Here is a 23,255-nt window from a genome sequence, read left to right on the forward strand (position 1 = left end):
GGAATACGTTATAATTTGCCTCTTAATAATAAAGTGATCAAGCCTAATTATTGAACGAGATTATATTAAGTACGAACTTATTCGGGTTGCACCGATCTATGTGAAGTATATTTACTAAAACTAAAATAAACTTTAAATCATGCAAAAGCATACGAAATCATGCAACTACCATCAGAAAATGCAAAGAACTATGTGCTATTATATGGATTACTTGCGATTTTCACAGTATTGTTGTTTTACATCCTCACGGTACTTACGAAGAGTATAGGGAATCGCGAAATAAATTCGCCATTCGTAACTGGAACCTTTTTATCGCTGGGCATCCTTTCTTATTTCTTTGGGGTTAGACATGGATTTGACGCGGATCATCTAGCGGCAATAGACAACGCCACTCGAAAGCTCATGCAGGAAGGTAAGAAATCAAGATACACAGGCCTTATGTTCTCTCTCGGGCATTCAACCGTTGTGATACTTCTCTCATTGATGCTGATGGTTTCCATCAGGATAACAGAAAACGCAATGCCAAAACTTGAGCAGATAGGAACTATCGTTGGAACGCTGGTAAGCGGTTTGTTCTTATTCCTCCTCGGTACGATGAATCTATTCGTGCTTATTGAACTGAGAAAAGCCTATGAAGCCAGTATTCGTGATGCCATAAGTGATGGGGATCTTGAAGATATATTATCCAAACGCGGATTTATGAACAGATATCTAGGAAAACTCTTCAGGATCATAAAAAGTCAGTATTATATGTATCCAATAGGTTTTCTATTTGGTCTCGGGTTTGATACGGCCTCAGAAACAACTCTTCTAGCTATTTCGGCAGCAACAGCTGGTGTTTTCAACACCATTCCAATATATAGCCTTCTCGTTTTCCCATTTCTCTTCACAGCCGGTATGGTACTAACAGATTCAAGCGATGGCTTCTTTATGAATAGCGCTTACGGTTGGGCTTTCACTGGCAACCCGAGAAAGAAACTGTGGTTCAATCTTACCATGACTTCCATATCCATAACAATCGCGTATGTAATAGGGAGTCTGGAAACCCTCGGGCTTGTTCAGCAGGAATTTGATTTGAGCGGCTCAATCTGGCATTCAATTTATATAATAACCGATCTTGCATGGGGCAATGTCGGGCTTATAATTGTAGCGATCTTCGCGCTTTCTTGGATAATCTCTTATACTAGATACATAAGAATGAAGGAGATGGCGGTTTACGAACAGAGACCATCATGAATCTTGATCATTCCTGAACAGAAAATATTGTATTTAAAGTATAATCGCGACTATCTGAAAAAATATCGCTACTATCGTGAAATCCCGGATAGATTTAGCCATTCAAGCATATGGCGCCTGAAATGCGATCTAATTCGCCTGATATAAGAAATCATGCCCATCCTGAATCGTCCAAAAACTAAAGCAATTTTTCATTCATGATTGTTTTCTCAGTATTCAGTTTATATTTGGGAAAAATTGCATTTCTATAGAATCTGTTCTGATTATTTTACCTTCTTCATCACTATCTCGTAGTATCCGTTCCTGTCGAACACGCCCACGAGCTCCTGTCCTGACTTCTGTATCCATGCAGGCGCGTCCTTCTTTGTTCCTGCATCCGTGGAGTACACGGATATTACCTCTCCGACTTTTGCCTGCTTGTACGCCTTTATGAGCTCCATAAGCGGTCCCGGGCAGTAGCTGCCCCTTGCATCTATCACACGATCCGGTTTCACATCCATAGCATCACCTCATATGAATATGGTTGTGTACGATTCCTCCGTCATGGAGACGAACTCGCCGACGCCGATGATGTCCTCGATGATGGGATCTAGGTCATCCTTCTTTATGTCCATGACGTCTGCCATGAGCGCACAGCCGTACACATGAACGTTGCCAACCTCCTTTGCGTTCCTGATCATCTCTATGCCGCTCTGTATGTGCTTCTCAGCCATCTTCTTCATGACGAAGCTGCTTATCTCCGATCCATCGTAGCTCAGCTTGTTGACCGTATCGTCATGCTTCCTGAACTTCATGAGCGCCCAGAACGTAACGAAGATGTTGACGTCAACGCCGTTCGCAACAGCACCGGATGTTATGACGCCAGCAGCGGCTATCTTATCTATTGTTCCGGAGGCCAGAACAATCGACATGGTCTTTGACATATTTATCATACCAATATCATACTTTCGTAAATAAATCTTACTATTATGACTTTAGATGATCAATACCGGATAAATGATAACGAATTCGATATAATAACAATTTATTATGATATTGAAGATCAGAAAATTGCCTATCTTGCATTTGTGCTGTCTTAAATACGATATATAATGCTTAAATTCGTAATTTGATGCACATATAAATGAATTTATATACGAATTAAGGATAATGGTTTGGCGATAATATGAGTGCCGAATTCATAGACTCATTGGCCGTTATGCTACTTGCGCTTGGTATGACAACCGCCATTGGCGGGATGTATTTCCTTTTCTCTGCCCTTGGCAATGAGAAGAGGATAGAGGGATTGCTGATGCCGGCTGTGGGCGTAGGTTTATTTGATTTCATGAGTGGGTTTGTGATGTCGTTCACATGGCCACTGCCGTCGAGCTATAATATGCTGTTTGGAGATCCACTCCTGATGGCAGGCCTCCTACTGATGATATCTGCCATTGCCTATTACAAGCATTACGACATATCCTCTGTCTCGATACTTCTGTTCTTCCTGGGTATATATGTAATAATAGAGGCAGTTGGTATCGTGAACTACCATCTGGAATCCGGAGACAACCTCCTTGCAGCCATGGGCCTGTACATCGTGGATGGAATAGCGGCTATTCTCTCTCCGATAATGTACATCGACCAAAAGAAGGGCAAGATAGCTTACATGATAGAAGCCGCGATACTGATAATAGGTACTCTAATAGCTCTGTTCATAGGATATACGGCAATATATGGCCATCTGCTGGACTTCATAAAATATTTCCCATAAAACTCATTTTTTCTCTTTAAATTTATTTATAATTTCTAATTTATCAACAAAAGCAGGGCTTATATAATAAATCTTCCCATATTTATCTCCCCTAGAGACAAGCACCCCATTTTCCTCCAGTATACGCACATGGTGTTCGGAGGTCCTGTAATTTATTCCCAAATAAAGGCTAATTTGATTCAAATTAGATGGCTTCTCATTTAAATATTCAACTATTCGAAGCCGCATAGATCCCCCTCTCGTTCCGAAGAATAACCACCAGATAAGACGCCTGTATTCATCATAATAATCGGAATTCGAACCCAACATTTGCAGATAAAAGTATAGTATATAAATCTGAATATAAGAAAATATCAAGATCCATATGCAATGCAAGCCAGAATGATTTGATCCAAACTTCTCTTCGTTGCGGCTGATCTTTCTGAAAGTAGGACCATAGCACTAAGCTTAATAAGAGACAATTCCATGAAAGATGGTAATTATGTCTCTAGTTGTAACGGACATATTGAAGTACTACGAGCCTGAAATAAATGATGATCGCATATCAAAGCTATATATAACCACATCCAGAAAGGTTCTTGGCCAGGCCTACAGCCTACAGAACAAGATGATGGTTGTGGGAAAGCTCCTAGATGTCGCCATAGCGCCAGACAAGGAGAAGATAACAGAAACTGCCGTTCCGGGCAGAGACAGGCTCATAGGTACAAAGCTGGAAGCTTATTTCTTCACCGCAAACGGGAGCGACAGGGATTATCTGTTCTTCTCATCAAAGTTCAGCCACATACTGACAGAATACGCAATATTTGCAGAAGAGTATGAGGTAAAGGTCGAATTCATTTACGTCCAGAAGAAGATCGGCAAGATAAAACTATACACCAAGGGCACTGTTATGGACAGCTACAGATCCCAGGAGAGTGAGAGTGTTGGATGACATCGACGAGAAGATAGATAAAGCGACTAAGCTGCTTCAGGGAGGAATAAAGGAAGAATCCCTAGGCCACAAAGACAAGGCAAAGGAGTATTACTTCGCCGCTTACAGACTGATGCTGGAAGCCGCCAACGCGTCCCCCCCAGATCTCAAAAAGAAAAGACTGGATCAGTGCAACATCATTCTAAGTGCCTACCAGCGCGTCAATGAAAACAGAACCGCACCAGCTGAAGAGAAGACCAGCGACAGGATATCTGAGGGAGAGGCCCTGCTTGAAGAAATAGGCCTAGAGAAGCCAGAGATACCGAAGGTAACGTTTGAGGATGTTGCTGGGCTTGATGACGTTAAAAACGAGATCCTCGGGAAGATCGTGTATCCGATGAAATTCAAGGAGCTGTCCCAGGAATACAATATTCAATTTGGAGGAGGCATGCTGTTGTACGGCCCTCCGGGCACAGGAAAAACCTTCATAGTAAAGGCCATAGCCAATGAGGTCAGGGCGAGGTTCATCAATGTAAACCCGGCCAGCCTCTACAGCCAGTGGTTCGGTATGTTCGAGAAAAACATATCGAAGCTTTTCCGGGCTGCGGCTTTGCTCTCTCCTTCAATAATATTCTTCGATGAAATAGATGCCCTTGTGCCGAAACGTGATACCTCAAACTCAGATGCGGCAAAACGGGGCGTTGCGCAACTGCTGAATGAGGTCGGCGGCATAAATTCACAGAAGAACAAGAATCTGTTCATCATAGCCGCAACGAACAATCCCTGGGAGATAGATGAAGCTATGCTGAGGCCTGGCCGATTCGATATCAAAATATACGTGCCGCCCCCGGACATTATAGCCAGAAAGAAGATCTTTGAGCTGAACATGGCCAAGGTTAAGCAGGCTGGCAATATTGATTACAATTTGCTTGCCCAGCAGACTGAGGGGTACAGCGGTGCAGACATAGAATTCATATGCAAGAAGGCCAGCCAGAACGTATTCATGGAAGCCGTTAAATCCGGAAAACAGAGGCAGGTGGAGACCAGGGATCTCCTCGACGTGATCGGTAGCATAAAACCGTCAATCGATGCCGATCTGCTCTCGAAATACAGGGAATTCGCTGGATTCTAAGAGCTATACGACAGAAAAGCCCTCATCATCCTTTTTCAGGAGCCCCGAATAGACACCCCACTCGATCAGTATGACCTCCAGATCATGATTGCCGGATGGCGAATTGAAAGTCTGTATACCTTCATTGTTCAGTGATTCCATAAGCTGTTCCAGATCGAAGTGCCGCAGCTTCAATGCCGTCTTGAATGGTTCGATGTTCTTCAGCGATTCTCTGATTATCTCCTTTCTCCTCCTTATGCCTGAACGGACATATTCCTTCCCCTTATCGGTAATGACTATGTCGCCTGATTCAGCAGACACGAAACCCAGATTGGAAGCCGTGTAAACTATCGGCATCAGGTCGTCAATGTCCACTTCCATCTCCTTTTCAAGCCTGTAAAGATCGGTCTTACCTTCAAATATATTATTCATAACATACAATAATCCAACGAGATCGGCAATTCTCGCGTTGGGGTCAACGACTTCAGTCATCGTCAGTTAATGCATTGCACAATATTAAAAGTGTTCTATTCATCGAACATTGCGCGAAAGAGAATTTGGATATCACGCGGCAAATACGCCCTCCTCCGCCACGTATCTTTTCCTTGCAAGATCCATCATCCTCCTCGTGAACAGTATTGAGTAAACCGCAACAACAATCCCAAAGATGAATGATCCCCATCCTGCCAGCGCAATATTGCCTGCATTCGTCTCCACATCTATGAATTTCATCAATCCAAAGTGCACCTCCAGGCTGTGCCCTGAGACTATATCCGGCCAGTACTCTCCTATCATCAGCCCACCCCATGCGCTGTTGATCGTGGACGATATACCGGAGATCAGATATGGAAAGGTTCCAGGCAGTATGATGCTTCGCATTCTGGAGAAGTATCCCATATTGAGATTCTTCATGACCTCGAAGTACTCAGCTGGCAGTGCCTTGACACCCATCCAGAATGAGTAAAATATGTAGTAGAATGTACTGACAAACCCGAGCGAAAGCACATACACTTCGTCCGTAAATGGGCCAAACACGCCATGTATAAATGCGAAGCTAGCCGCAAATATGAATGGAAAGTAGATGGGAGGCGGATAAGCGCTCAGCGTCTGTATTATGGGGACGCCTATCCCCTCAGCGCGAGAATGCATAGCCAGATAGTATCCGAGGAATATTGAGATGACAAATGATATGGCGAGAATCACACCCACTCTCAGATAATCATATAGAAGATACAGCATAATCTTTGGCGTCAGATTGAACAGCCTGCCCCATTCAGAGTGCGGAACCGAAACTATGAGAGTCACCGCGGAGTAGAGTATGAGACCAAGTATGATCACACCAATGGCCACGCTGATATATCGACTTATCTTCTCCTTTCGCTTTTCGTGCTTCTCGAAGACCTCCGGAGGCCTTGACAGCGTTCTGGATCTGTAATATCCTGCAAGCCTTGACAGGGGGTTTCTAGCAACCACTGACAGAAGCCTGGTTGTCTGCTTTACATTCAATCTGCCCCTTCTGATAATTGGCGCGTCTGTATCCACTGTGTACTTGGACACGGCATATCTGCTGAACTCCCTCAGGCCTATTATGATCACTATTATGACGGCAGCCAGTATGCCCAGGGCAACATATATCAGTCTGATCTGGCCGCTGGCGGCCAGGGAATCCAGAACTGTGCCTATGCCAAATGTCTGGTATGTGTGTATCCCCACGCTGAAAACTTCACTCACCGTTATATAGAAGAATCCGTCTGATACGCTTGGGAAAAGGTTTGCCGCTATCCTGGGATACGAGAATGGTATGAATATCCTCCTCATCTTTGTGAGAAAAGACATCTGGTAGTTTTCAGCAACTTCAAGCATCTCGCGCGGAACTGTCTTGAACGCCTGGTATTCGCCCATCCATATGTTCCACACTACGGCCGTGAAAACAAGGAAGTCCGCGGCCATTTCAACTCCAAGAGGGCCACCTATCCTGGTGACAAATATGATCAGCACTATTGGAAAGAAGGAGATCACTGGCACAGATTCGAAAACCTCGATTATCGATATATAGATGTTTTCGAAAATTTTGCCCTTTATGGCAGCATAGGCCAGAAACCATCCGGTTACTATAGAGATGAGTATCAGCCCTAAAACGCGACCTGCCGTGGCGAGTGCTGCAAGGGTTATCAGCAGGATCTCGTTCATAGTTTCCTCACCTTTGGAGGCGTAAGATAGTTGTACAGGGCATCCAGGATCTGGTTGAATTCCTCACTCCTGGGATTCCTGGGCCTTGGAAGGTCCACATGCACCTTTCCAACCACTGTTGCCGGCACGTTATTTAGAACATATATTTCATCGGCTAACTCAACAACCTCCGTAAGGTTGTGCGAAACGAGGACGACACCCTTTAGTGGGGTATCCGGACTGAACAGTATGTTGTATATGTCCTGCCTGAGACCCTCTGCTGTGAGTTCGTCGAGATGCGCAAATGGCTCGTCCATGAGGAAAACAAGCGGGCTTGCAGCCAGGGCGCGTGCGATTGCCACCCTCTGCCTCATGCCACCGCTCATCTCCTTTGGATAAAGATCCTCAAACCCCTGTAGCCCTACCATTTCGAGAGCGTTTCTGGCCGCCTTCTCTGCTTCGTCGTCTGAAACGTTTCTTACCTTCAATGAAAGCATCACATTTTCAAGTGCGGTCAGCCATGGGAAGGTAACTATGGACTGGTGAATCAGTATTATATCTGGAGTGGGCCTCACTATGGGCCTTCCAAAGAGATACACCATTCCACGGTCCGGCTTCAGAAATCCACCGAGTATCCTCAAAAGGGTGGATTTTCCAATTCCTGATGGACCAACTATCGCAACAAATTCATTCTGGCCCACATCAATATTCACATTTTCGAATACCTTGTATCCATTTTCATAGGAAAAATCAATGCCCACAGCGCTTAGAACATACTGGGCAGCTCTGGCTCGTTGCATTGCATTATCCTTAATGAGATCCTCGTCCATGGACATCACCTTATGGAACAGTGAACTCCCCCGATCATGAGGCCAGGCTTCCAGCGCATAGATCTCAGTTCTTTTTCACGGGGCCATCACCGCAAAGCCCGATCCCTAGAACATATATAAACACTGTTTTGCGTTCGGCAGACTTTATTTCTGCACCTTTGATAAAAGTAATATATCGTTCACCACCGCGCCGGCTGTTTCATATGGGCCATCGTATATATCACTTACGTTCACAGTACCGTTGCTGTCGGTTTCAATCTGATAGCCAAGACCATCCATCCCGATGCTCATCAGGAAGTCGTCCTTATTCAGGGAGATGATGCGCGATACTGCAACTGGCCTGCGATCATCAACGTACACCTCTGTGACAAGGCGATCGTTCGCATTGTATGATCTCTCATCAACACCGGAATATTCAACATCGTTCAGTGTGTATTCCGTTCCAAATATATGGTTCACAAGTATCACACTCTTTCTGGCAGCATCCAGACCATTCAGGTCATCCTGCGGATTGCTTTCTGCGATGCCCTTTTTTATTGCATCATCAACAACATCCCTCAGAGATCTTCCATTTGCCATGTTCCTGATTACATAGTTGATCGTAGAGCTCACGATGCCCCTGAACCGCTTTACCTTTGAAGGCAGGATTGAGTAATCAAGGACACTGAAAAGGGGCACACCACCAGCAACCGTAGCTTCATACCGTATATACTTCGAATTCTGGTTTGCGGAATCCATGATATCATGCCATTTATTAGCTAACCCGGATTTGTTTGCCGTGACAACGTTCATGCCGGATTCGAACGCCATTCTGTAAAGTGAATATTCACGAACACCGTCTCTCGACGCAGGGGTGCAGTCAACGAGCAAATCGGCAGCTTCGCCCATGAGATCTTCCGGACCGGAGAATGCTCGATCCGATATTCTGCCAGTCTTCTCTTTATTGGATATTATGCTCGAGATATCCAGATTTCTCCCAGAAGCATAGCTTCGAGAATCTGATACTCCAACCACCTTAATACTAAATGCAGATCTTCTCCGATTGCTCGCATCTATTATTCTGAGAACGTTAAGGCCGACGTTTCCTGTTCCCATCAGTATTATTCTGATTTCCTTCATCCCGCAAATAAATAGCTTTGGCCTATAAAAGCTTCAGTCTCAGCCACAATAGCGGCACGGATCAATAATCTATGTATGCTTACTTATTTGAAACTTAATGAAAAACACTTTAAAACCACACCCAACACCGGAATATATACGACAAATTTAAATAGATGCATTATGTTAATCATTCAATGGTTGAATTAACGGGCTACATCCTTTTGATAGTTGCCCTCATAGACGGCCTGCTGTTTGGGCTGGCGATAAAAAAAGGCGTCACATCATTCATACTGATAGTGATAGCGCTGATACTGTCAACATACGTTGGCTTTTCATTCGCTCCGCATGTATCCATCACGAATGTAACTGCAAAACTCCTGCCATATATAAGAAACTATGCCACTCAGATCACGAATGATATATCCATAGGATTTGGCGGATCGCTTTCCCTGACGGTGGTTCTGTTCCTTGTCGGTTTGGCCGTTGGGCTATGGAAGGGATGAACACATCAAAACAGGATACTTCGATCAAATGCATAATGGGCGATTTCGGCTTTATTTATGCCCTTTTATTTGAATGGCAGTGGTTCCCTAAAAAATCACCGCTTTAAAAAATGGACTATAAGACAAAGATCATTTGTTCTGATCATCGTTGCTTTTCACGCCACCAAGTGATTTAAGCAGATCTTCAAGATCCTTGTCGGTAGACGATGATTCAGCAGGTTCCTGGGCTGCCTGCTTCTCCTGAGGCTTCTGCGATTCACCAGACAGTGACGACAGTATTTTATCGACACTTTCTGGATTGTACTCGCCTCTCTGGTTGACCGCAGTGGTTATCTGATCAAGCTGGCTGCTCAGCCTCTCCTGTATCTGATCCGAAGCCGATATTATTTTCTCTACATTCTGCTGCATCTGAATTACCTGCTTTTCTGTCAGCTGGCTCTTCAGGAGATCCTCCGATCCCTCCTTGAGGGATGCCCACACCTTCTTTGTCGTATCCGCAAACTGAAGGTTCAGGTCTATATTTTCAAGGAAAAGCTTGTAATCCTTCAGGCCACGTATGGCACTCTCCAGCGAAACTATGTTTGAAGCAAAGACGCGGGCTTTTTCTATATTCCCATCCTTCAGTGATATCTTGGCGTTCTGTATGTTCATCTCCCTGTTCTTCTCATACTGCCTGATTGCACGGTCTATATCGGATTTCCACTTGTTTATCCTGGAACGCCTTTCCAGCATTTTTTCCTCTTCACTCTTTCCAAACTTGAATAACACCATAATAATCTCCTTCAATACATCTGCTTTTCTTATCTGTTAAAATATTAATTTAACGTCAGATATAAACTTTTATGCGCAGACCGCCCCATGCTTTTCAAGAACCGTTACATTAACGTTGGTCATGCATCTCAGCTACGCCGTCATATGCTGTTTGCATAGATGTCCTTCACAGCCCTCAGATCTCTGAGGGCCAATTCCGGGTCGAACGGTACAGGCGTATCATCAACCACGCTCTTCAGAAATCCCGATGCTTCGTCAACAAAGATATCGTGCGGGCCGAGGTCTATGAGGTCTCCGTTGAGTAATGGATCTCCATAGGCCCTTTTTCCCTTTGGTGCCTCAAAATTGCTGGGCTTGCTCCTGAGATCCTCAAGTATGCTTCCATCAGTTCCGATGATCTCGAAGGATGGCAGCGAGGGAGGATATGGATAACCCCATGAATAGAAGAAAAGGCCGTTGGAACCATCTTTAAATTTGAAAATAGCTTCCACCGTGTCAGGTTCCTCTATGGAGGCCACCGAACGGTAGAAGTTCGAACGCACAGAGATGTATTCTCCGGCAAGGTTGAGCATGGTGTCGATGAAATGTATTCCGCCGTCTATCAGCGGACCGCCACCCATGATGGATGCCTGCGATCTCCATCCATGCCAGTTGTACTTTCTCTGGTCCCTTATTATGATCGTGTGGACAGATCCGATCTTTCCGGAATCCATGATCTCTTTGGCTTTCCAGACACTGGGATCGAAATAATACTGATCGGCAACCATGAATTTTCGTCTGTTTTGGACCGCCGTTCTTATCATTTCCCTGGCGTCTGAAATATCAGTGGCGATGGGTTTCTCCACCATGACGTGCTTTCCCATGGCCAGGGATTTGACCGTTACATCGTGGTGAAGGTTGTGTGGCAGCACAAGATCGAATATCTCTGCATCCGAATTGAAGGCTTCTTCCAGGCTGCTGTTCACCTTGACTATATCATACCTGGACAGAAGATCCCTGACCACCTCAGCTTTTCTTTCTGTTATTTCTATATCAACATCAAGCTTCGACCAGGCTTCTATATGGCGCTTTCCAAACCCATTGAGACCTATTATATTTACCTTCATGCATCAGATCACTGCTTAATAGTTAATTAAATTTGGCTCAGCGGTATGCACTGGGATAGTAAACGATGAACGCAGGCTTTGAAGACCAATGTTCAGACGGTACCAGCATATATCTGATTTTTCATATTAGCGTTCAGAAATATTTTTTAACGATTTTCTGATATTGCCTTAGCATAGTGGATGGTGCTTGAAAACGCTGGATTTCAGCATATATTATATCTATGTATTTGAATAATATAAATTACGGGAGTGATGATGGATTTGAATATACGCCGTGTGGTGCTTGATGTTGACAAGGGCCTGAATAGACCGACCCTGGTTGAACTTGCCGCCGCAATAGAGAAGGTTCAGGGAGTTGAAGCTGTGAACATAATCGTCACGGAGATGGATATGGAGACCATGGGAACGAACATAACCGTTGAAGGTACAAACATAAACTACGATGAACTTATAGAGACTATTGAAAATACAGGTTCCGCCATACATTCAGTTGATGAAATCGCGGTGGGCAAGAGGCTCATTGAAAACGTGAGGAGAAACCAGAATTGAAAGATCGGACGCTCTTCTCAATAACTCTTGGTCTTTCCGATGGGATAATAACATCATTGATGATAGCGGCGGCTGCACTTTCTTCTCTCACCTCGATCGGCATGACCGAAGCCCTCAGAATCGGCGCTGGATCTGCGACGGTTGGAGGTTTCAGCTTCTTTATAGCGGAATATGCCAGGCTTCGCGGTGAGGTGTTCAGGATGTCCAGGCAGCTTGCAATGGATTCTCCAAGGAGACTGATGAGGAGCAGGATAGGAGTTGAGATCACAGAGGAGGCCCTGGAGGGCACTGCTATAGCCGGCGTATCGGGCTTTCTCGGTTCGATGATTCCGCTTGCCACCGATGCGCTGCTGCCAGATTACCATATACTGCCGTTTTCCGTCGCAATCATCGCACTGGCTTTCCTTGGCATAGGGCTTGCCAGATCAATTTCTGGTAACTATACAATCTGGGCCGTAGGCATGTCAGCAGTGGGTATTGTTATGTCGTACGTTGGGATCTTTCTCCACATAGTATCATGAGCTTTACAATGAATTTTGGCGAAACGGGGATAGAGATCTCGATGAACAAGTTTATTTATGATTGCGATGATGTGAGTCAGTGATAACTGCCATCCTGACACAGATACTGATACTGTTATCTGTATCGATGCTTCTGGGCGTTCTGCTGGACAGGTTCAGAATACCTGAGGTTGTGGCGTACATAGTCTCTGGTATCATCGTCGGCGCAGGGGTTCTCCGTATAATCATGCCATCACAGACCATTTCCGATATCGAGAGCATATCGCTTTTCTTCATAATACTGTCCATAGGTGTTGAGGCAAATACGGAGTACATATATGGTAACCTCAAGAGATCCATTCTCTTCACCATATCCGGCTTCATATTCCCAATGATACTTGGCCTTGCGGTATTGAATTTCATCAGCCCATTCGGATTTATACCATCATTTGTTGTTTCGCTTTCGGTCAGTGTGCCGTCAATTTCCATAATATCAGTTCTTCTCATGAAGTATGATCTGCTCAAGGTAAACGGTGGCCGACTCATTCTGTCTTCGGTTGTACTGACCGATATAGTCGCCTTCATAATGCTGTCGGCTACTACGGAGAATGTTTACCACGTCCTGGAATCGCTTGGCTTTGTCATTCTCTTTTTCGTCGTTATAGCGATATTTGATATCATCATAAGGCGGAGGGCCATCGGCATAATGGCCTGGATAGAAAAGAGAGAGGAAAAGACCAACATGGAGTATATCCTCTTTTCCATGATCATAATAGCCGGGCTGCTTGTGTCCATAATCTTTGAGGTAATAGGCATAACCTACGTGCTCGGTTCCTTCTTCGCTGGCATACTGATACACGAAGCTTCTGTTGGGGAAAAATACCACCGCATTCTCGTGAATACATTGAAAAGGATCAACGACTCATTCTTCATTCCTCTGTTTTTCTCAATAGCTGGAATCAGCGTGGTTTTTCCACATTTGGACACGTTCATCATATTCCTGCCCGCGTTGATCGTCATAATCGTATCTGGAACGCTTCTAAATTATGCACTATCGAAGAGATTCATAAGGAGTATAACCCCCCTCACGACCATGTCTGTACTTGGAGGAAGAGGGGCTGTCGGTGTGATAATAGCAGCGATAGCCTATGACACAGGCATCATCACCTCAATACAGTATTCGCTTGCAATTCTTGGGACGGTTCTCATATCCTTAATAATAACCCCCTTGATCTCACTTGCTGTTGCCCGACGTGACGGCGAAATGGGCCATGCGAATGCACGAAGGGAATGAAAATGGAACTGCACGGTATTTTTCTTAACGCTTTAAGAAATATTTGTTATGACACAGGCCATCAGTCTGATGACATTTCTATACTTTGTAATAGAAAAAGTTAATTAAGTTAAACTGCTGCTGAACTATGGATCAGGAACGGATTCAGGACAGCTATCCTACGGAATCAAGGATACTGATGGCACTCAAGAAATCAGATGGAATGACTCTTCAGGAGATTGCCCAGCAGATGGGCCTATCAAAGATGGCCATACTGAAACACATGCAGGTCCTTGAGAACAGGCACCTGGTAGAAAGAAGAATAGCCAAGGGCGATATGGGAAGGCCCTTTTACAGGTTTTACCTCCTCAGAGATTCCTCCGAGGCCTTTGGGTCCTCTGGTGATAAGGTTCTCACAGATCTCATCGACTTTCTTGACAGCACGGGCAACAGAGACCTGGTTGTAAAATTCCTTGAGAAGCGGTACAAAGATGTTGCAGAATCCTACAGGCTAATAATCGGAGGGGTTAGGGACGATGAAAGAGTGGAAAAGCTCACACAACTGCGGTATGAAGAGAATTATGTTCCTGAACTGAAGAAGGTAGGAAACGGTAAGTACGAACTGCTAGAGTACAACTGCCCCATCTTCACTGTGTCTAGAAAGTTCGGGGAGGCTTGTGCTTTGGAATGCCATCTATTCGAATCTGTCCTCGGTATGAAAGTTGTGTCATCGCACACGCAGGTCAATGGCCATGGCACGTGCAAATTCATCATAGAACGAGAGAAAAAGGAGCCCTGAATCTGATTCTTGTTTCCGAATAGATATTCGGCCTTTCCGGGCCAACGAGATGCGTAGAACAGTATTTATAAAATTTATAAATGATTTAGTTTATCAATTTGGCGAAAATCTAGTCCTATGAATTCGAACAGGAGGAACAAGACTCTCTTCAATGCATCCAAGGTCGTGTTTATTTCATCAAGCATCCCAGTTGAAATATATACGATATTCCTTCTGAGCTCCAGCGACGGGGGCAAGATCATCTTTGGCCTGCTGATGATGGGTTCTCTCGCCATACTGATAGGCCTTCAGCCGGCAATTGGCCGTATGATAGATGCAGTAAAGAGAAGAACACTGATACGCTGGTTGCAGCTATCATCACTTGTCATAGAGGTTTTCATTTTCATAGCCTGGTATCTAAATGCAGTACCATCGATCATACTTCTTTCCGGATTCCTGATGTACGTGGACGTGAGCGAAGCCTTCTACTTCAATGCAATGAGCGCACTTCTCCAGACCATTTCTGGAACAGGATCGTATGTCAGATCCAACGGGTTATCCGAAATATCCGGTCAGCTTCCATCCATGATCGGACCTGCAATGGCCATTCCTGTTTTGCACTTTCTGGGCCCCAGAATCTCGCTTCTACTTTCAGCGTCGCTGGCATCTGTTTCCCTGTTGCTGATATCGTTCTTAAATGAGGATTACATACCACCGAGGCGTGTCAGAGGACGCAATGATAAGATGGCCGGGACAATATCCGTTATCATGGCGTTTCCAAAGCAGGTTGTCCTGATCTACCTCCTGAATTTCCCTTTCATAATGGTCATGGTCGGCAATCTGGTGAAACCCGTGTTCATAGTGAGTGTCCTGCATGGCGGGGTTGCTGACCTTTCCCTATCTGAAATGGGATATGCTGCATTTGCGGCCATGACCGGTCTCTTCATGTCAATTTTTCCGGTCAAGAATGAGATGGCCAGTGCTTTCCTATTCTTCTCCATATATCTGGCTGGGATCATTCTGATGCCCTTTGCCTCTGAATTTGCGATCTATATGATACTACAGAGCCTGCATGGAATTGGAAATCCAGGGACAAGGATAAGCAGAAACTCGTTTGTGATGAGGCATGTGCCCAGGGAGCTCCATGGCAGGTTCTCTTCCAGTGTATCAATGTTTTCCAACATAACTAGAATAAGCATCCTTGCAGTGTTCACAGCTGAGATAAATCTGGTAAGTCCAGTTGATCTTCTGCTGACAATGGGAATCATAACGGCTGCGGCGCTTCTCATGGCCGCCGTTCTTAAAAGATCCGTGGACATGAGGCCGCTCTCTTCGGGCATTCCACTGCCGGTAAAGTGAAAAACCAGTGTGGAAGGTGATCAGGATTTCCTCCTGAAGGAGTCTCTGAAGAGCATGTAGTAGAGAAGCGGATCGGCTGCGGTTATTATCCCACCGATCAGTGGCGGATAGATACTGCTTATGGAAAGCAGGTCACCGGCCAAGGGCGGAGAAACCGCAGAGAAACCGGTTCGGGTCATAGATGTAACTCCTGAAGCTGTGGCTCTCTCAGTGCTGTCAACGATGCCCATCGAGAATGACTGGCGAACCGGAACAGCGCCCATCTGCAATCCCTGCCTCAATATATAAACCAGCGCGGCAATCTGAAGAAATGGTATAAAAGCCAGTGCAACGAGGAGCATGGATGATGCCGCTCTTGTCCACACGATGGCGTTCAGCTCTGATTCCGACCTGATGATCCTAGGTATGACTATCATAAAAATCAATACAAATATATTTGATATACCGAATATCACGCCTATTTCGCCCGACGATATTCCAAATCTCAGATGAAACCACAGTGAAAAGATTGGGGATACGAATCCAGCCCCTATTCCATTTGGTATGGTCGGAATCGAGAGTCGTATCATCTTTTTCCAGGATATCGACGGAAGCAGCTTTCTGCTTCTGATGCCGTTATCATTGAGAAAAACCGTGATAAGCATACCGACAATGCCCATGATGCCCGCCAGATAGAAGAGCCTGTAGACATCACCGCCTATCCTCTCAACAACATCGATCAGAAAGGATCCAGCGCTCGAGGCCAAAAGCCCAACAGCCGATGCGGTAGAAAGTACCCTTGAAAATCTGTTCTTCTCTGTGAATTCCGTTATCAGTGCAGTCTGTACCGCTCCAAATGCGCCTCCGGATCCTATTGGCCCGCCGCCGGATCCAGTGAAGCTTCCAAGACCGCTGAGCAGAATGAGGATGAACATCTCCTTTGAGACGAGAAAACCGAAAGCAGAAACCGCAAATATAAGATAGAGAACTATCAGCAATGACTTTCGGCCATAGTGGTCGGCAAGCATGGCCATGAAAAAGGTCAGGATGGAACTGATCACAATGGCAGAACCCAGGATTACACCAACAGTGAACAGCGAATATCCGATATGGTGAAGGTAGAGACTCACGAGTACATTCAAGAAACCATAGCTAAAACTCAGGAACGCCCTGGCGGATATGATGTTAGCAAGGTTGAAAGTAGAATCAGAAGTCAATTCCATGCCTCAGGCAGTTCTGTTTCTGCCATAATGCCCGGGCCGGGATTTGAACCCGGATCTGAGGCTCCGCAGGCCTCCAGGATATCCAAATTACCCCACTCGGGCATTCTCGGTATTCATTTTACATATTTATAGTGACGTCAGGATCCAACCCTGACGCCATTGGAGGTTTCAAACGCTTTAACATAACGGTTAAAAAATTCGGTTTACAGTCAGGGAATTGAAGATACGAAAAATTGTGGTAAAGATCGAAAATTTGGCTTCTATTTCTCATATTATATGCAACTTTTTGCCGAGATCTGTGAATGCGTCAACAGCTACCTTTATGTCAGCGTCCGTGTGTACAGCGGACGGCATGAGCCTTATCCTGGCAGTACCCTTTGGCACGGTAGGATACACTATGGGGGAAGCAAAGACATCCTTCTCATCGTACAGCATCTTGCTCAGCTCCACAGTCTTCTTTTCATCGCCTATTATGACCGGCGTTATTGGGGTCTTGCTGTGTCCGGTATTATAGCCAACATCAGAGAGCGATTTTTTCAATATATCCGAATTGTGCCACAGTTTCTTTATCAGAGAATCGTCCTTCTCCAGTATCTCTATCGCCTTGAGAACGGCGGCTGCATCGCCCGGATTAAGCGCACTGCTGAACAAGAAAGGCCTGGCCTTCTGCTTGAGAAGATCTATTAGATCTGCAGAACCTGCAACAAAACCGCCCATTGAACCCAGCGCCTTCGAGAATGTACCCATCTCAATATCAACACGATCCTCCAGATGGAAGTAGTTGACAATTCCCCTGCCATGATCGCCAAGCACACCCTCTCCGTGGGCATCGTCCACATAGACCATAACATCGTTTTTCTCCGCGACCTCCGTGATCTCGGGCAATGGCGCAATGTCTCCGTCCATGCTGAAGACACCATCCGTTATCACCAGTGCCTTCTTGAAGGCGGAACGGTTTTCCCTGATCTGCTTTTCCAGGTCCTCTACGGAAAGGTGCTTGTACACTATCCTCTTGGCAGAGCTCAGCCTTGTGCCGTCGATAATGCTCGCATGATTCAGCTCTTCTGAGAATATGACGTCATCCTTTCCGACTAGTGCCGGTATGGTTCCAACATTGGCCAGAAGACCGCCCTGATACACCAGTGCCGATTCCATATGCTTGAACTTGGCTATCTTCTCCTCCAGCCTAGCATGTATCTCATCCGTGCCGGCTATGGATCTAACCGCACCGGCCCCAACACCGTACTGCTCAATGGCCTCAATTGCTGCCTTCTTCGTCTCCGGATGATTTGCAAAACCGAGGTAGTTGTTTGAACACATGTTCAGTACTTTCTTGCCCCCTATTGTTACCCATGAACCCTGAGCACTCTCTATCGTTCTTATCGGGACGTATCTTCCCTCAGCCTTCAGGGCTGAGAGCTCTTCCTCCACCCAGCTCAATCTTTGCATATTTATTTAATCGGTAGAGCCTATATAACTATTTCACAGTATAATGCAGCCTGCCACATATTTGCTTGCCCATCGCTGGATTGATCATCATTAACCGTAATGCCGTAGATCACCGATCTGACCTTCACAAATTGCTATATACCTGAAAGCTATCAACTCATAGAGCAGGTAGTGAAAACCCTCGCGTACTTAAAGGTAAAGTCATATTGAATAGGTGATCAGATGGATGAAGAGATGCTAATTCCAGAGGAAGAGTACCAGAAATCAGGAGTGCATATAGGTACCCAGGTAAAGTCCAGCGATATGAAGCCATACATATTCAAGATAAGGAATGACGGGCTTTACATTCTCGACGTCAAGAAAACAAACAGCAAGCTTATAGTGGCCGGCAAGATGCTGGCACGCTTCGAGCCGCAGGACATACTTGTTGTGGCTCAGAGGCAGTATGCCTTCAGACCCGTCGCAAAATTCGCGGAGGTCACAGGTGCCACAGCGATCACGGGTAGGTTCAATCCCGGTACGCTTACAAACCCAAGCCTGAAATTCTACAAGGAGGTAAAGGTAATAATCGTTACAGATCCGCTTGCAGATGTCCAGGCCATGAAGGAGGCCGTGAAGATAGGCATTCCAATAATAGCCCTCTGTGATGCAAACAACAAGACCGATTTCGTGGATCTGATAATACCCACCAACAACAAGGGAAGGAGATCGCTGGCCGTTATCTACTGGTTGCTCGCCAGAGAGATTCTGAAGAACAGGGGGACGATAACCAGCTACGATCAGTTCAAGTACACAATAGATGATTTCGAGGCCCAGATTTAAATAATATCTTTCACCCTTTTCAGGGCCACATATCTAACTTCATTTTTATATATGCTTGCGTAGATCATGGTCTTTCTGACGCTCGATGCAACCCTTACTCCCCTGCTTATGGAGTACCATCTCTCCTCTTCCGGCATTACGCTTACAAGATATTCAGCATGCTGACTGTCCCTGCCAAGGTAGACTCTGAAATTTGCGCCGTACTTGAAACCTGTCTTGACGATGCATCCCCTGCCGACTAGATCCGAATATACCATATCGACCTGCGAAGCGCTGTGGTTTCCGGATATGTAGTTGGCCTCATTTTCCGTCAGGAGTCTGAAACCATGGAATGCTGTTCCGATCCACCACTCCAGATCCCCCGCTCCAAAGCTTCTTCCACCCATTCTCACCACGGGCGCGGATACAGGCGATACCAGATTCCTACCGGCAGGAAATATCTCCTGGGATGAGTACACTGTGGGATCGCCCTCCTCATCGACGGTGAAGTAATAATCCACAGGATTCTCCACCAGATCGGAAAATTGTATCCGATCGTATTCCCGCATGACCCTGAGGCTGAGTGGCTTCTCCGTACCCTTTCTGAAGTAGATCAGCCCAGAATCCTCCTTCACACGGTATCCCTTATTTTTCAGGATCTCATAGGCAACATACCTGTCAAAAGTGACTGTGTCGAAGAGATCCCTGAAGGAATCGCTGTTCTGAAAACTTATCCTGCCCTTGAAATACAGGTAAAGGCATTCATATGGATCCAGGATCAGGTTATCGCCGCTGAGATAGCCGATCTTGTATTTTCCGATTATGTAGTTCTTGCTCTTCCCGTCCTCTATAAAAAAGACATGAGATCCACAGATACCCTGTTCCATCTACTTCCTCAACACATTCCTGCTTATTATCCTATCAACAATGCTGTCCAGTATCCCTTCGAAACCTGTCCCATCCTTGCAGGAAACCATGTAGTAGGTCGAACCGAATTTGCTGCTGAGCTTTTCGAGATCCTCCTTCCATATCTGGGCTTCGTATTTCAGATCTGTCTTGTTCCCTATTATGTACACGTTGATCTTGTTCATTCCATATGCCCTTGCAATTACCCTTTCTGCAAATTCGAGGCTTCTGTAGTCCGTGAGGTCTATCACGACGATCATGCCTGTTGCTGTCCCTATAACCCTCTCTGCGTCATCATCCGCCTCCTGAAATAGGATGTCAACGCTGTACCTGATTCCATCTATTTCACGGGTGACGGTCTTCTTGATCATGGCCCTCGGAATTCCCGGGGACATCTCTCCATAGACCATGTATGATATGAAGGATGACTTTCCTGATCCCTTTGAACCTATCACTAGGAACTTCCAAGCTAGTTTCTGAATGGGCATTGGGCATCAATAGGTACCTTTTAGTTATACTTTTTCCTATGAAGCCAATTCGGGCGGTGATGCGGGATCCATGATCGCTGACAGCAGAGCGCATGTAGAGATTGGAAAAATCCAATCTGCTAAATAATGGCACTATAATTTTATATATTTACATGATATTTAATAGTCATGGAATACAGATTTTCTGACATATTTCGGTACATAAAGCCCTCCGAGATTAGATCGTTATTGAAATACACCTCCGATCCGGAACTCATTTCTTTCGGCGGCGGAATGCCAAATCCGGAATCATTTCCGATCAAAGAAATGAAGGAGATACTGAACGATGTGATAGATAATTACGGTAAAAAGGCCCTCCAGTACGGGACGACCGAGGGCCTAGATCCGCTCAGGGACGAACTGGCCAAATACGTGGAGAAGACCGAGGGAATCAGGGCAAAGAGGGAGGAGATCATACTCACCACCGGATCGCAGCAGGCCCTTTACGCGATTGGAAAGATATTCACGAATCCAGGAGAAACAGTCATAACGGAGGGGCCAACCTATGTCGGCGCCATATCGGCCTTCAATTCCAACAAGGCTGAGATGATCGCGATAGATCTCGATGACAAGGGAATGGACGTGGATGCTCTGGAGGAAAGGATAAGGAATTTTATGGCCAACGGAACGAAACCAAAGTTCATCTACGTCATACCGACATTCCAGAACCCTGCTGGCACCACGATGGTGCTTGACAGGAGAAAGCAGCTGCTCGAAATTTCAAAAAGGTATGAGATACCAATTGTGGAAGATAATCCGTACGGACAGTTGAGATACGATGGGGATCCTGTTCCATCCATCAAGAGCATGGACGATGACGGAAATGTGATCTACCTGGGGACATTCTCAAAGGTCATGGCTCCGGGCCTGAGGCTTGGATACGTCATAGCGGACAGGCAGATAGTGGAGAAGATAAATCTGGTGAAGCAGGGCCTGGATCTTGCATCGGACTCCCTGTCTGAGTACATCGCATATGAATACCTGAAGCGCGGAGACATATACAGGCAGATACCCAAGACGGTCAGCCTGTACAGGAAGAAGCGCGACCTGATGCTGAAATCGATAGCTGAGTATTTCCCTGAAGGGGTTAAATACACAAAGCCAAACGGCGGCATGTTCCTCTGGGTCTCTCTCGATGAGAAGATCGACACAACCAGGATGCTGGAGAGGGCTTTGAAGGCAAAGGTCGCGTACGTTAGCGGAGCTGCCTTCTATCCGCATGGCGAAAAGCACAACAGCATGAGACTGAACTTCACGTATTCTGACGATGACAAGATCGTCGAGGGAATAAAACGCCTAGCATACGTGATAAATGAGGAGATGGAGGTCGTCGAGTAACCTCCATTTTATTGATTTTGCCGCTTAAAGCCAAATATATTTTATTCTTCATGCCATAACGTCTGGATGATAACCGTTGTAGGGGGGACATTTTCAAAGCTTCACAAGGGGCATAAGGCGCTGCTCAACACGGCCATTGATACAGGAAATGAGGTTGTTATCGGCCTTACAAGCGACGAATACGTAAAAAAGAACAAGGTTTATCCGGCCATACCCTACAGTGTGCGGTACAGAACTCTGTACAACTACATGATAAAGCGCACGAACAAGTTCCGGATAAGGCAGATAGATGACAGGAATGGAAATGCCCCCTATGAGAAGGACTACGAGGTGATAGTGGTATCCCCTGAAACGTATCCCAGGTCGTTGAAGATCAATGAGATCAGGATCAGCAATGGCCTACCGCCACTGAAGATCATCAGGGTTCCTTACGTCCTCGCACAGGATCTATTTCCAATAAGTTCAACGCGGATAATAAATGGAGAGATAGACACTAATGGCAAGAGAATCACCCCACTCAAGGTCGGCATATCCACCAGAAATGAGGCAAAGATACAGGCTGTCGAGAAATTTGTAAGGAGGCTTGTGAAGAATTACCAGATTGTGAAAAACGAGAACTACAATCTGAAGACACAGCAGCCATTTGGGGAGGAGACAATGGAGCTGGCAACCCAGCGTGCCATGGAAGCCCTTAAGGACAATGACTACTCCGTTGGTATCGAATCCGGAATAATATACGAAAGCTTTTCCAAAAAGTATTACGACGTGCACTACTGCGTCGTCATAGATAGATTCGGCAATGTGACCAGAGGGATGAGCAGCGGCTTTGAGATACCGGATCACATAGTGGATCGCATGAAGCGCGATCGCACTTTCTCCGAAGCATACTCTGGATATCTCAACGTTCAGGAGATAGATCAGTCCGAGGGCATAATCGGGAAGATATCTGAGGGAAAGTTGAGGAGGATCGACCTCATAGAGGAATCTATCCGGAATGCGTTCATCCTCAGGCTGGATCCTGACTTTTACGATTCCACGTACACACCACCTTAGCACCTGATCGCAATACCTGCATGCATACGTTCA

General features: G+C 45.7%; 26 protein-coding genes and 1 tRNA gene. 13 read left to right on the plus strand and 14 right to left on the minus strand.

Features of this window, described 5'->3' with window-relative positions; genetic code table 11:
• Positions 1 to 159 precede the first annotated feature (159 nt).
• On the plus strand, positions 160 to 1,236 hold the full coding sequence (locus TA_RS06045) for a HoxN/HupN/NixA family nickel/cobalt transporter (protein ID WP_048161990.1): 1,077 nt from the start codon (positions 160 to 162) through the stop codon (positions 1,234 to 1,236).
• Between the two features lie 263 nt (positions 1,237 to 1,499).
• Here the strand turns inward: TA_RS06045 and TA_RS06050 are convergent, their stop codons facing one another.
• Positions 1,500 to 1,736 carry a sulfurtransferase TusA family protein gene (locus TA_RS06050; RefSeq protein ID WP_010901577.1) on the minus strand — a complete coding sequence of 79 codons (237 nt, stop codon included), beginning with the start codon at positions 1,734 to 1,736 and terminating at the stop codon, positions 1,500 to 1,502.
• Positions 1,737 to 1,745: 9 nt separating this feature from the next.
• On the minus strand, positions 1,746 to 2,159 hold the full coding sequence (locus TA_RS06055) for a DsrE/DsrF/DrsH-like family protein (protein WP_010901578.1): 414 nt from the start codon (positions 2,157 to 2,159) through the stop codon (positions 1,746 to 1,748).
• Between the two features lie 242 nt (positions 2,160 to 2,401).
• Between TA_RS06055 and TA_RS06060 the strand changes: the two genes are divergently transcribed.
• Positions 2,402 to 2,986 carry a DUF981 family protein gene (locus TA_RS06060; protein ID WP_010901579.1) on the plus strand — a complete coding sequence of 195 codons (585 nt, stop codon included), beginning with the start codon at positions 2,402 to 2,404 and terminating at the stop codon, positions 2,984 to 2,986.
• Between the two features lie 3 nt (positions 2,987 to 2,989).
• Here TA_RS06060 and TA_RS06065 read toward each other — a convergent pair whose 3' ends face one another.
• Positions 2,990 to 3,295, minus strand: coding sequence for an ArsR/SmtB family transcription factor (locus TA_RS06065; RefSeq protein WP_048161993.1), 306 nt, complete (start codon positions 3,293 to 3,295; stop codon positions 2,990 to 2,992).
• Between the two features lie 172 nt (positions 3,296 to 3,467).
• On the opposite strand from TA_RS06065, the gene TA_RS06070 reads away from it, so the two are divergent.
• The gene (locus TA_RS06070; protein WP_156778535.1) at positions 3,468 to 3,917 is read left to right on the plus strand and encodes a hypothetical protein; all 450 of its coding nucleotides are present in this window, start codon (positions 3,468 to 3,470) and stop codon (positions 3,915 to 3,917) included.
• On the plus strand, positions 3,907 to 5,028 hold the full coding sequence (locus TA_RS06075; RefSeq protein ID WP_156778536.1) for an ATP-binding protein: 1,122 nt from the start codon (positions 3,907 to 3,909) through the stop codon (positions 5,026 to 5,028). Before TA_RS06070 ends, TA_RS06075 begins: the two co-directional genes overlap by 11 nt.
• Positions 5,029 to 5,031: 3 nt before the next feature.
• Here the strand turns inward: TA_RS06075 and TA_RS06080 are convergent, their stop codons facing one another.
• The 4 genes from TA_RS06080 to TA_RS06095 all read right to left on the minus strand — a co-directional run bounded on the left by TA_RS06080 (position 5,032) and on the right by TA_RS06095 (position 9,125).
• Positions 5,032 to 5,499, minus strand: coding sequence for an AAA-associated domain-containing protein (locus tag TA_RS06080; RefSeq protein ID WP_010901583.1), 468 nt, complete (start codon positions 5,497 to 5,499; stop codon positions 5,032 to 5,034).
• Positions 5,500 to 5,571: 72 nt separating this feature from the next.
• Positions 5,572 to 7,197 carry an ABC transporter permease subunit gene (locus tag TA_RS06085; RefSeq protein WP_010901584.1) on the minus strand — a complete coding sequence of 542 codons (1,626 nt, stop codon included), beginning with the start codon at positions 7,195 to 7,197 and terminating at the stop codon, positions 5,572 to 5,574.
• A complete protein-coding gene (locus TA_RS06090; protein WP_010901585.1) occupies positions 7,194 to 8,006 on the minus strand; it encodes an ABC transporter ATP-binding protein in 813 nt (270 codons plus the stop codon). Before TA_RS06090 ends, TA_RS06085 begins: the two co-directional genes overlap by 4 nt.
• Positions 8,007 to 8,150: 144 nt before the next feature.
• Positions 8,151 to 9,125 (minus strand): homoserine dehydrogenase, encoded by a 975-nt coding sequence (locus TA_RS06095; RefSeq protein WP_010901586.1) that lies wholly within the window; start codon positions 9,123 to 9,125, stop codon positions 8,151 to 8,153.
• Between the two features lie 176 nt (positions 9,126 to 9,301).
• Between TA_RS06095 and TA_RS06100 the strand changes: the two genes are divergently transcribed.
• Positions 9,302 to 9,610, plus strand: coding sequence for a hypothetical protein (locus TA_RS06100; protein WP_010901587.1), 309 nt, complete (start codon positions 9,302 to 9,304; stop codon positions 9,608 to 9,610).
• A 129-nt stretch (positions 9,611 to 9,739) separates the two neighbouring features.
• Here TA_RS06100 and TA_RS06105 read toward each other — a convergent pair whose 3' ends face one another.
• On the minus strand, positions 9,740 to 10,381 hold the full coding sequence (locus tag TA_RS06105) for a Snf7 family protein (protein ID WP_048161997.1): 642 nt from the start codon (positions 10,379 to 10,381) through the stop codon (positions 9,740 to 9,742).
• 140 nt (positions 10,382 to 10,521) lie between these two features.
• Positions 10,522 to 11,487: a Gfo/Idh/MocA family protein gene (locus TA_RS06110; protein ID WP_010901589.1), complete on the minus strand. Its 966-nt coding sequence runs from the start codon at positions 11,485 to 11,487 to the stop codon at positions 10,522 to 10,524.
• A 255-nt stretch (positions 11,488 to 11,742) separates the two neighbouring features.
• Between TA_RS06110 and TA_RS06115 the strand changes: the two genes are divergently transcribed.
• The 5 genes from TA_RS06115 (at position 11,743) to TA_RS06135 (ending at position 15,946) form a co-directional block, all read left to right on the plus strand.
• The gene (locus tag TA_RS06115) at positions 11,743 to 12,036 is read left to right on the plus strand and encodes a DUF211 domain-containing protein (protein WP_083808343.1); all 294 of its coding nucleotides are present in this window, start codon (positions 11,743 to 11,745) and stop codon (positions 12,034 to 12,036) included.
• Entirely contained in the window at positions 12,033 to 12,557 is a 525-nt protein-coding gene (locus TA_RS06120) for a hypothetical protein (protein WP_241761824.1), read from the plus strand. The genes TA_RS06115 and TA_RS06120 overlap by 4 nt, the downstream gene beginning before the upstream one ends.
• 79 nt (positions 12,558 to 12,636) lie before the next feature.
• A complete protein-coding gene (locus TA_RS06125) occupies positions 12,637 to 13,830 on the plus strand; it encodes a cation:proton antiporter (RefSeq protein ID WP_010901592.1) in 1,194 nt (397 codons plus the stop codon).
• Between the two features lie 127 nt (positions 13,831 to 13,957).
• The gene (locus tag TA_RS06130) at positions 13,958 to 14,608 is read left to right on the plus strand and encodes a helix-turn-helix transcriptional regulator (RefSeq protein WP_010901593.1); all 651 of its coding nucleotides are present in this window, start codon (positions 13,958 to 13,960) and stop codon (positions 14,606 to 14,608) included.
• 117 nt (positions 14,609 to 14,725) lie between these two features.
• Positions 14,726 to 15,946, plus strand: a complete 1,221-nt coding sequence (locus TA_RS06135; RefSeq protein WP_048161998.1) for an MFS transporter — start codon at positions 14,726 to 14,728, stop codon at positions 15,944 to 15,946.
• A gap of 20 nt (positions 15,947 to 15,966) precedes the next feature.
• Here the strand turns inward: TA_RS06135 and TA_RS06140 are convergent, their stop codons facing one another.
• The 3 genes from TA_RS06140 to TA_RS06150 all read right to left on the minus strand — a co-directional run bounded on the left by TA_RS06140 (position 15,967) and on the right by TA_RS06150 (position 18,597).
• Positions 15,967 to 17,148 carry an MFS transporter gene (locus TA_RS06140; protein ID WP_048162000.1) on the minus strand — a complete coding sequence of 394 codons (1,182 nt, stop codon included), beginning with the start codon at positions 17,146 to 17,148 and terminating at the stop codon, positions 15,967 to 15,969.
• A 28-nt stretch (positions 17,149 to 17,176) separates the two neighbouring features.
• Positions 17,177 to 17,250: transfer RNA gene (locus TA_RS06145), tRNA-Arg, on the minus strand.
• 165 nt (positions 17,251 to 17,415) lie between these two features.
• Positions 17,416 to 18,597: a glycine C-acetyltransferase gene (locus TA_RS06150; protein ID WP_010901596.1), complete on the minus strand. Its 1,182-nt coding sequence runs from the start codon at positions 18,595 to 18,597 to the stop codon at positions 17,416 to 17,418.
• A gap of 222 nt (positions 18,598 to 18,819) precedes the next feature.
• On the opposite strand from TA_RS06150, the gene rpsB reads away from it, so the two are divergent.
• Positions 18,820 to 19,419, plus strand: a complete 600-nt coding sequence (gene rpsB, locus TA_RS06155; protein ID WP_010901597.1) for a 30S ribosomal protein S2 — start codon at positions 18,820 to 18,822, stop codon at positions 19,417 to 19,419.
• Here the strand turns inward: rpsB and endA are convergent.
• Together endA and TA_RS06165 are read right to left on the minus strand one after the other, a co-directional pair.
• Positions 19,416 to 20,285 carry a tRNA-intron lyase gene (gene endA / locus TA_RS06160; RefSeq protein ID WP_010901598.1) on the minus strand — a complete coding sequence of 290 codons (870 nt, stop codon included), beginning with the start codon at positions 20,283 to 20,285 and terminating at the stop codon, positions 19,416 to 19,418. The genes rpsB and endA overlap by 4 nt on opposite strands.
• The gene (locus TA_RS06165; protein ID WP_010901599.1) at positions 20,286 to 20,792 is read right to left on the minus strand and encodes a GTPase domain-containing protein; all 507 of its coding nucleotides are present in this window, start codon (positions 20,790 to 20,792) and stop codon (positions 20,286 to 20,288) included.
• 168 nt (positions 20,793 to 20,960) lie between these two features.
• Here TA_RS06165 and TA_RS06170 point away from each other — a divergent pair, with 168 nt between their 5' ends.
• Both TA_RS06170 and TA_RS06175 read left to right on the plus strand, forming a co-directional pair.
• Complete coding sequence (locus TA_RS06170) at positions 20,961 to 22,169, plus strand: aminotransferase-like domain-containing protein (protein ID WP_010901600.1); 1,209 nt, start codon at positions 20,961 to 20,963, stop codon at positions 22,167 to 22,169.
• Between the two features lie 66 nt (positions 22,170 to 22,235).
• Positions 22,236 to 23,222, plus strand: coding sequence for a bifunctional pantetheine-phosphate adenylyltransferase/NTP phosphatase (locus tag TA_RS06175; RefSeq protein ID WP_010901601.1), 987 nt, complete (start codon positions 22,236 to 22,238; stop codon positions 23,220 to 23,222).
• The last annotated feature ends 33 nt before the right edge of the window (positions 23,223 to 23,255 follow it).

The sequence above is a fragment of the Thermoplasma acidophilum DSM 1728 genome (genome assembly GCF_000195915.1).
Lineage (GTDB): Archaea > Thermoplasmatota > Thermoplasmata > Thermoplasmatales > Thermoplasmataceae > Thermoplasma > Thermoplasma acidophilum.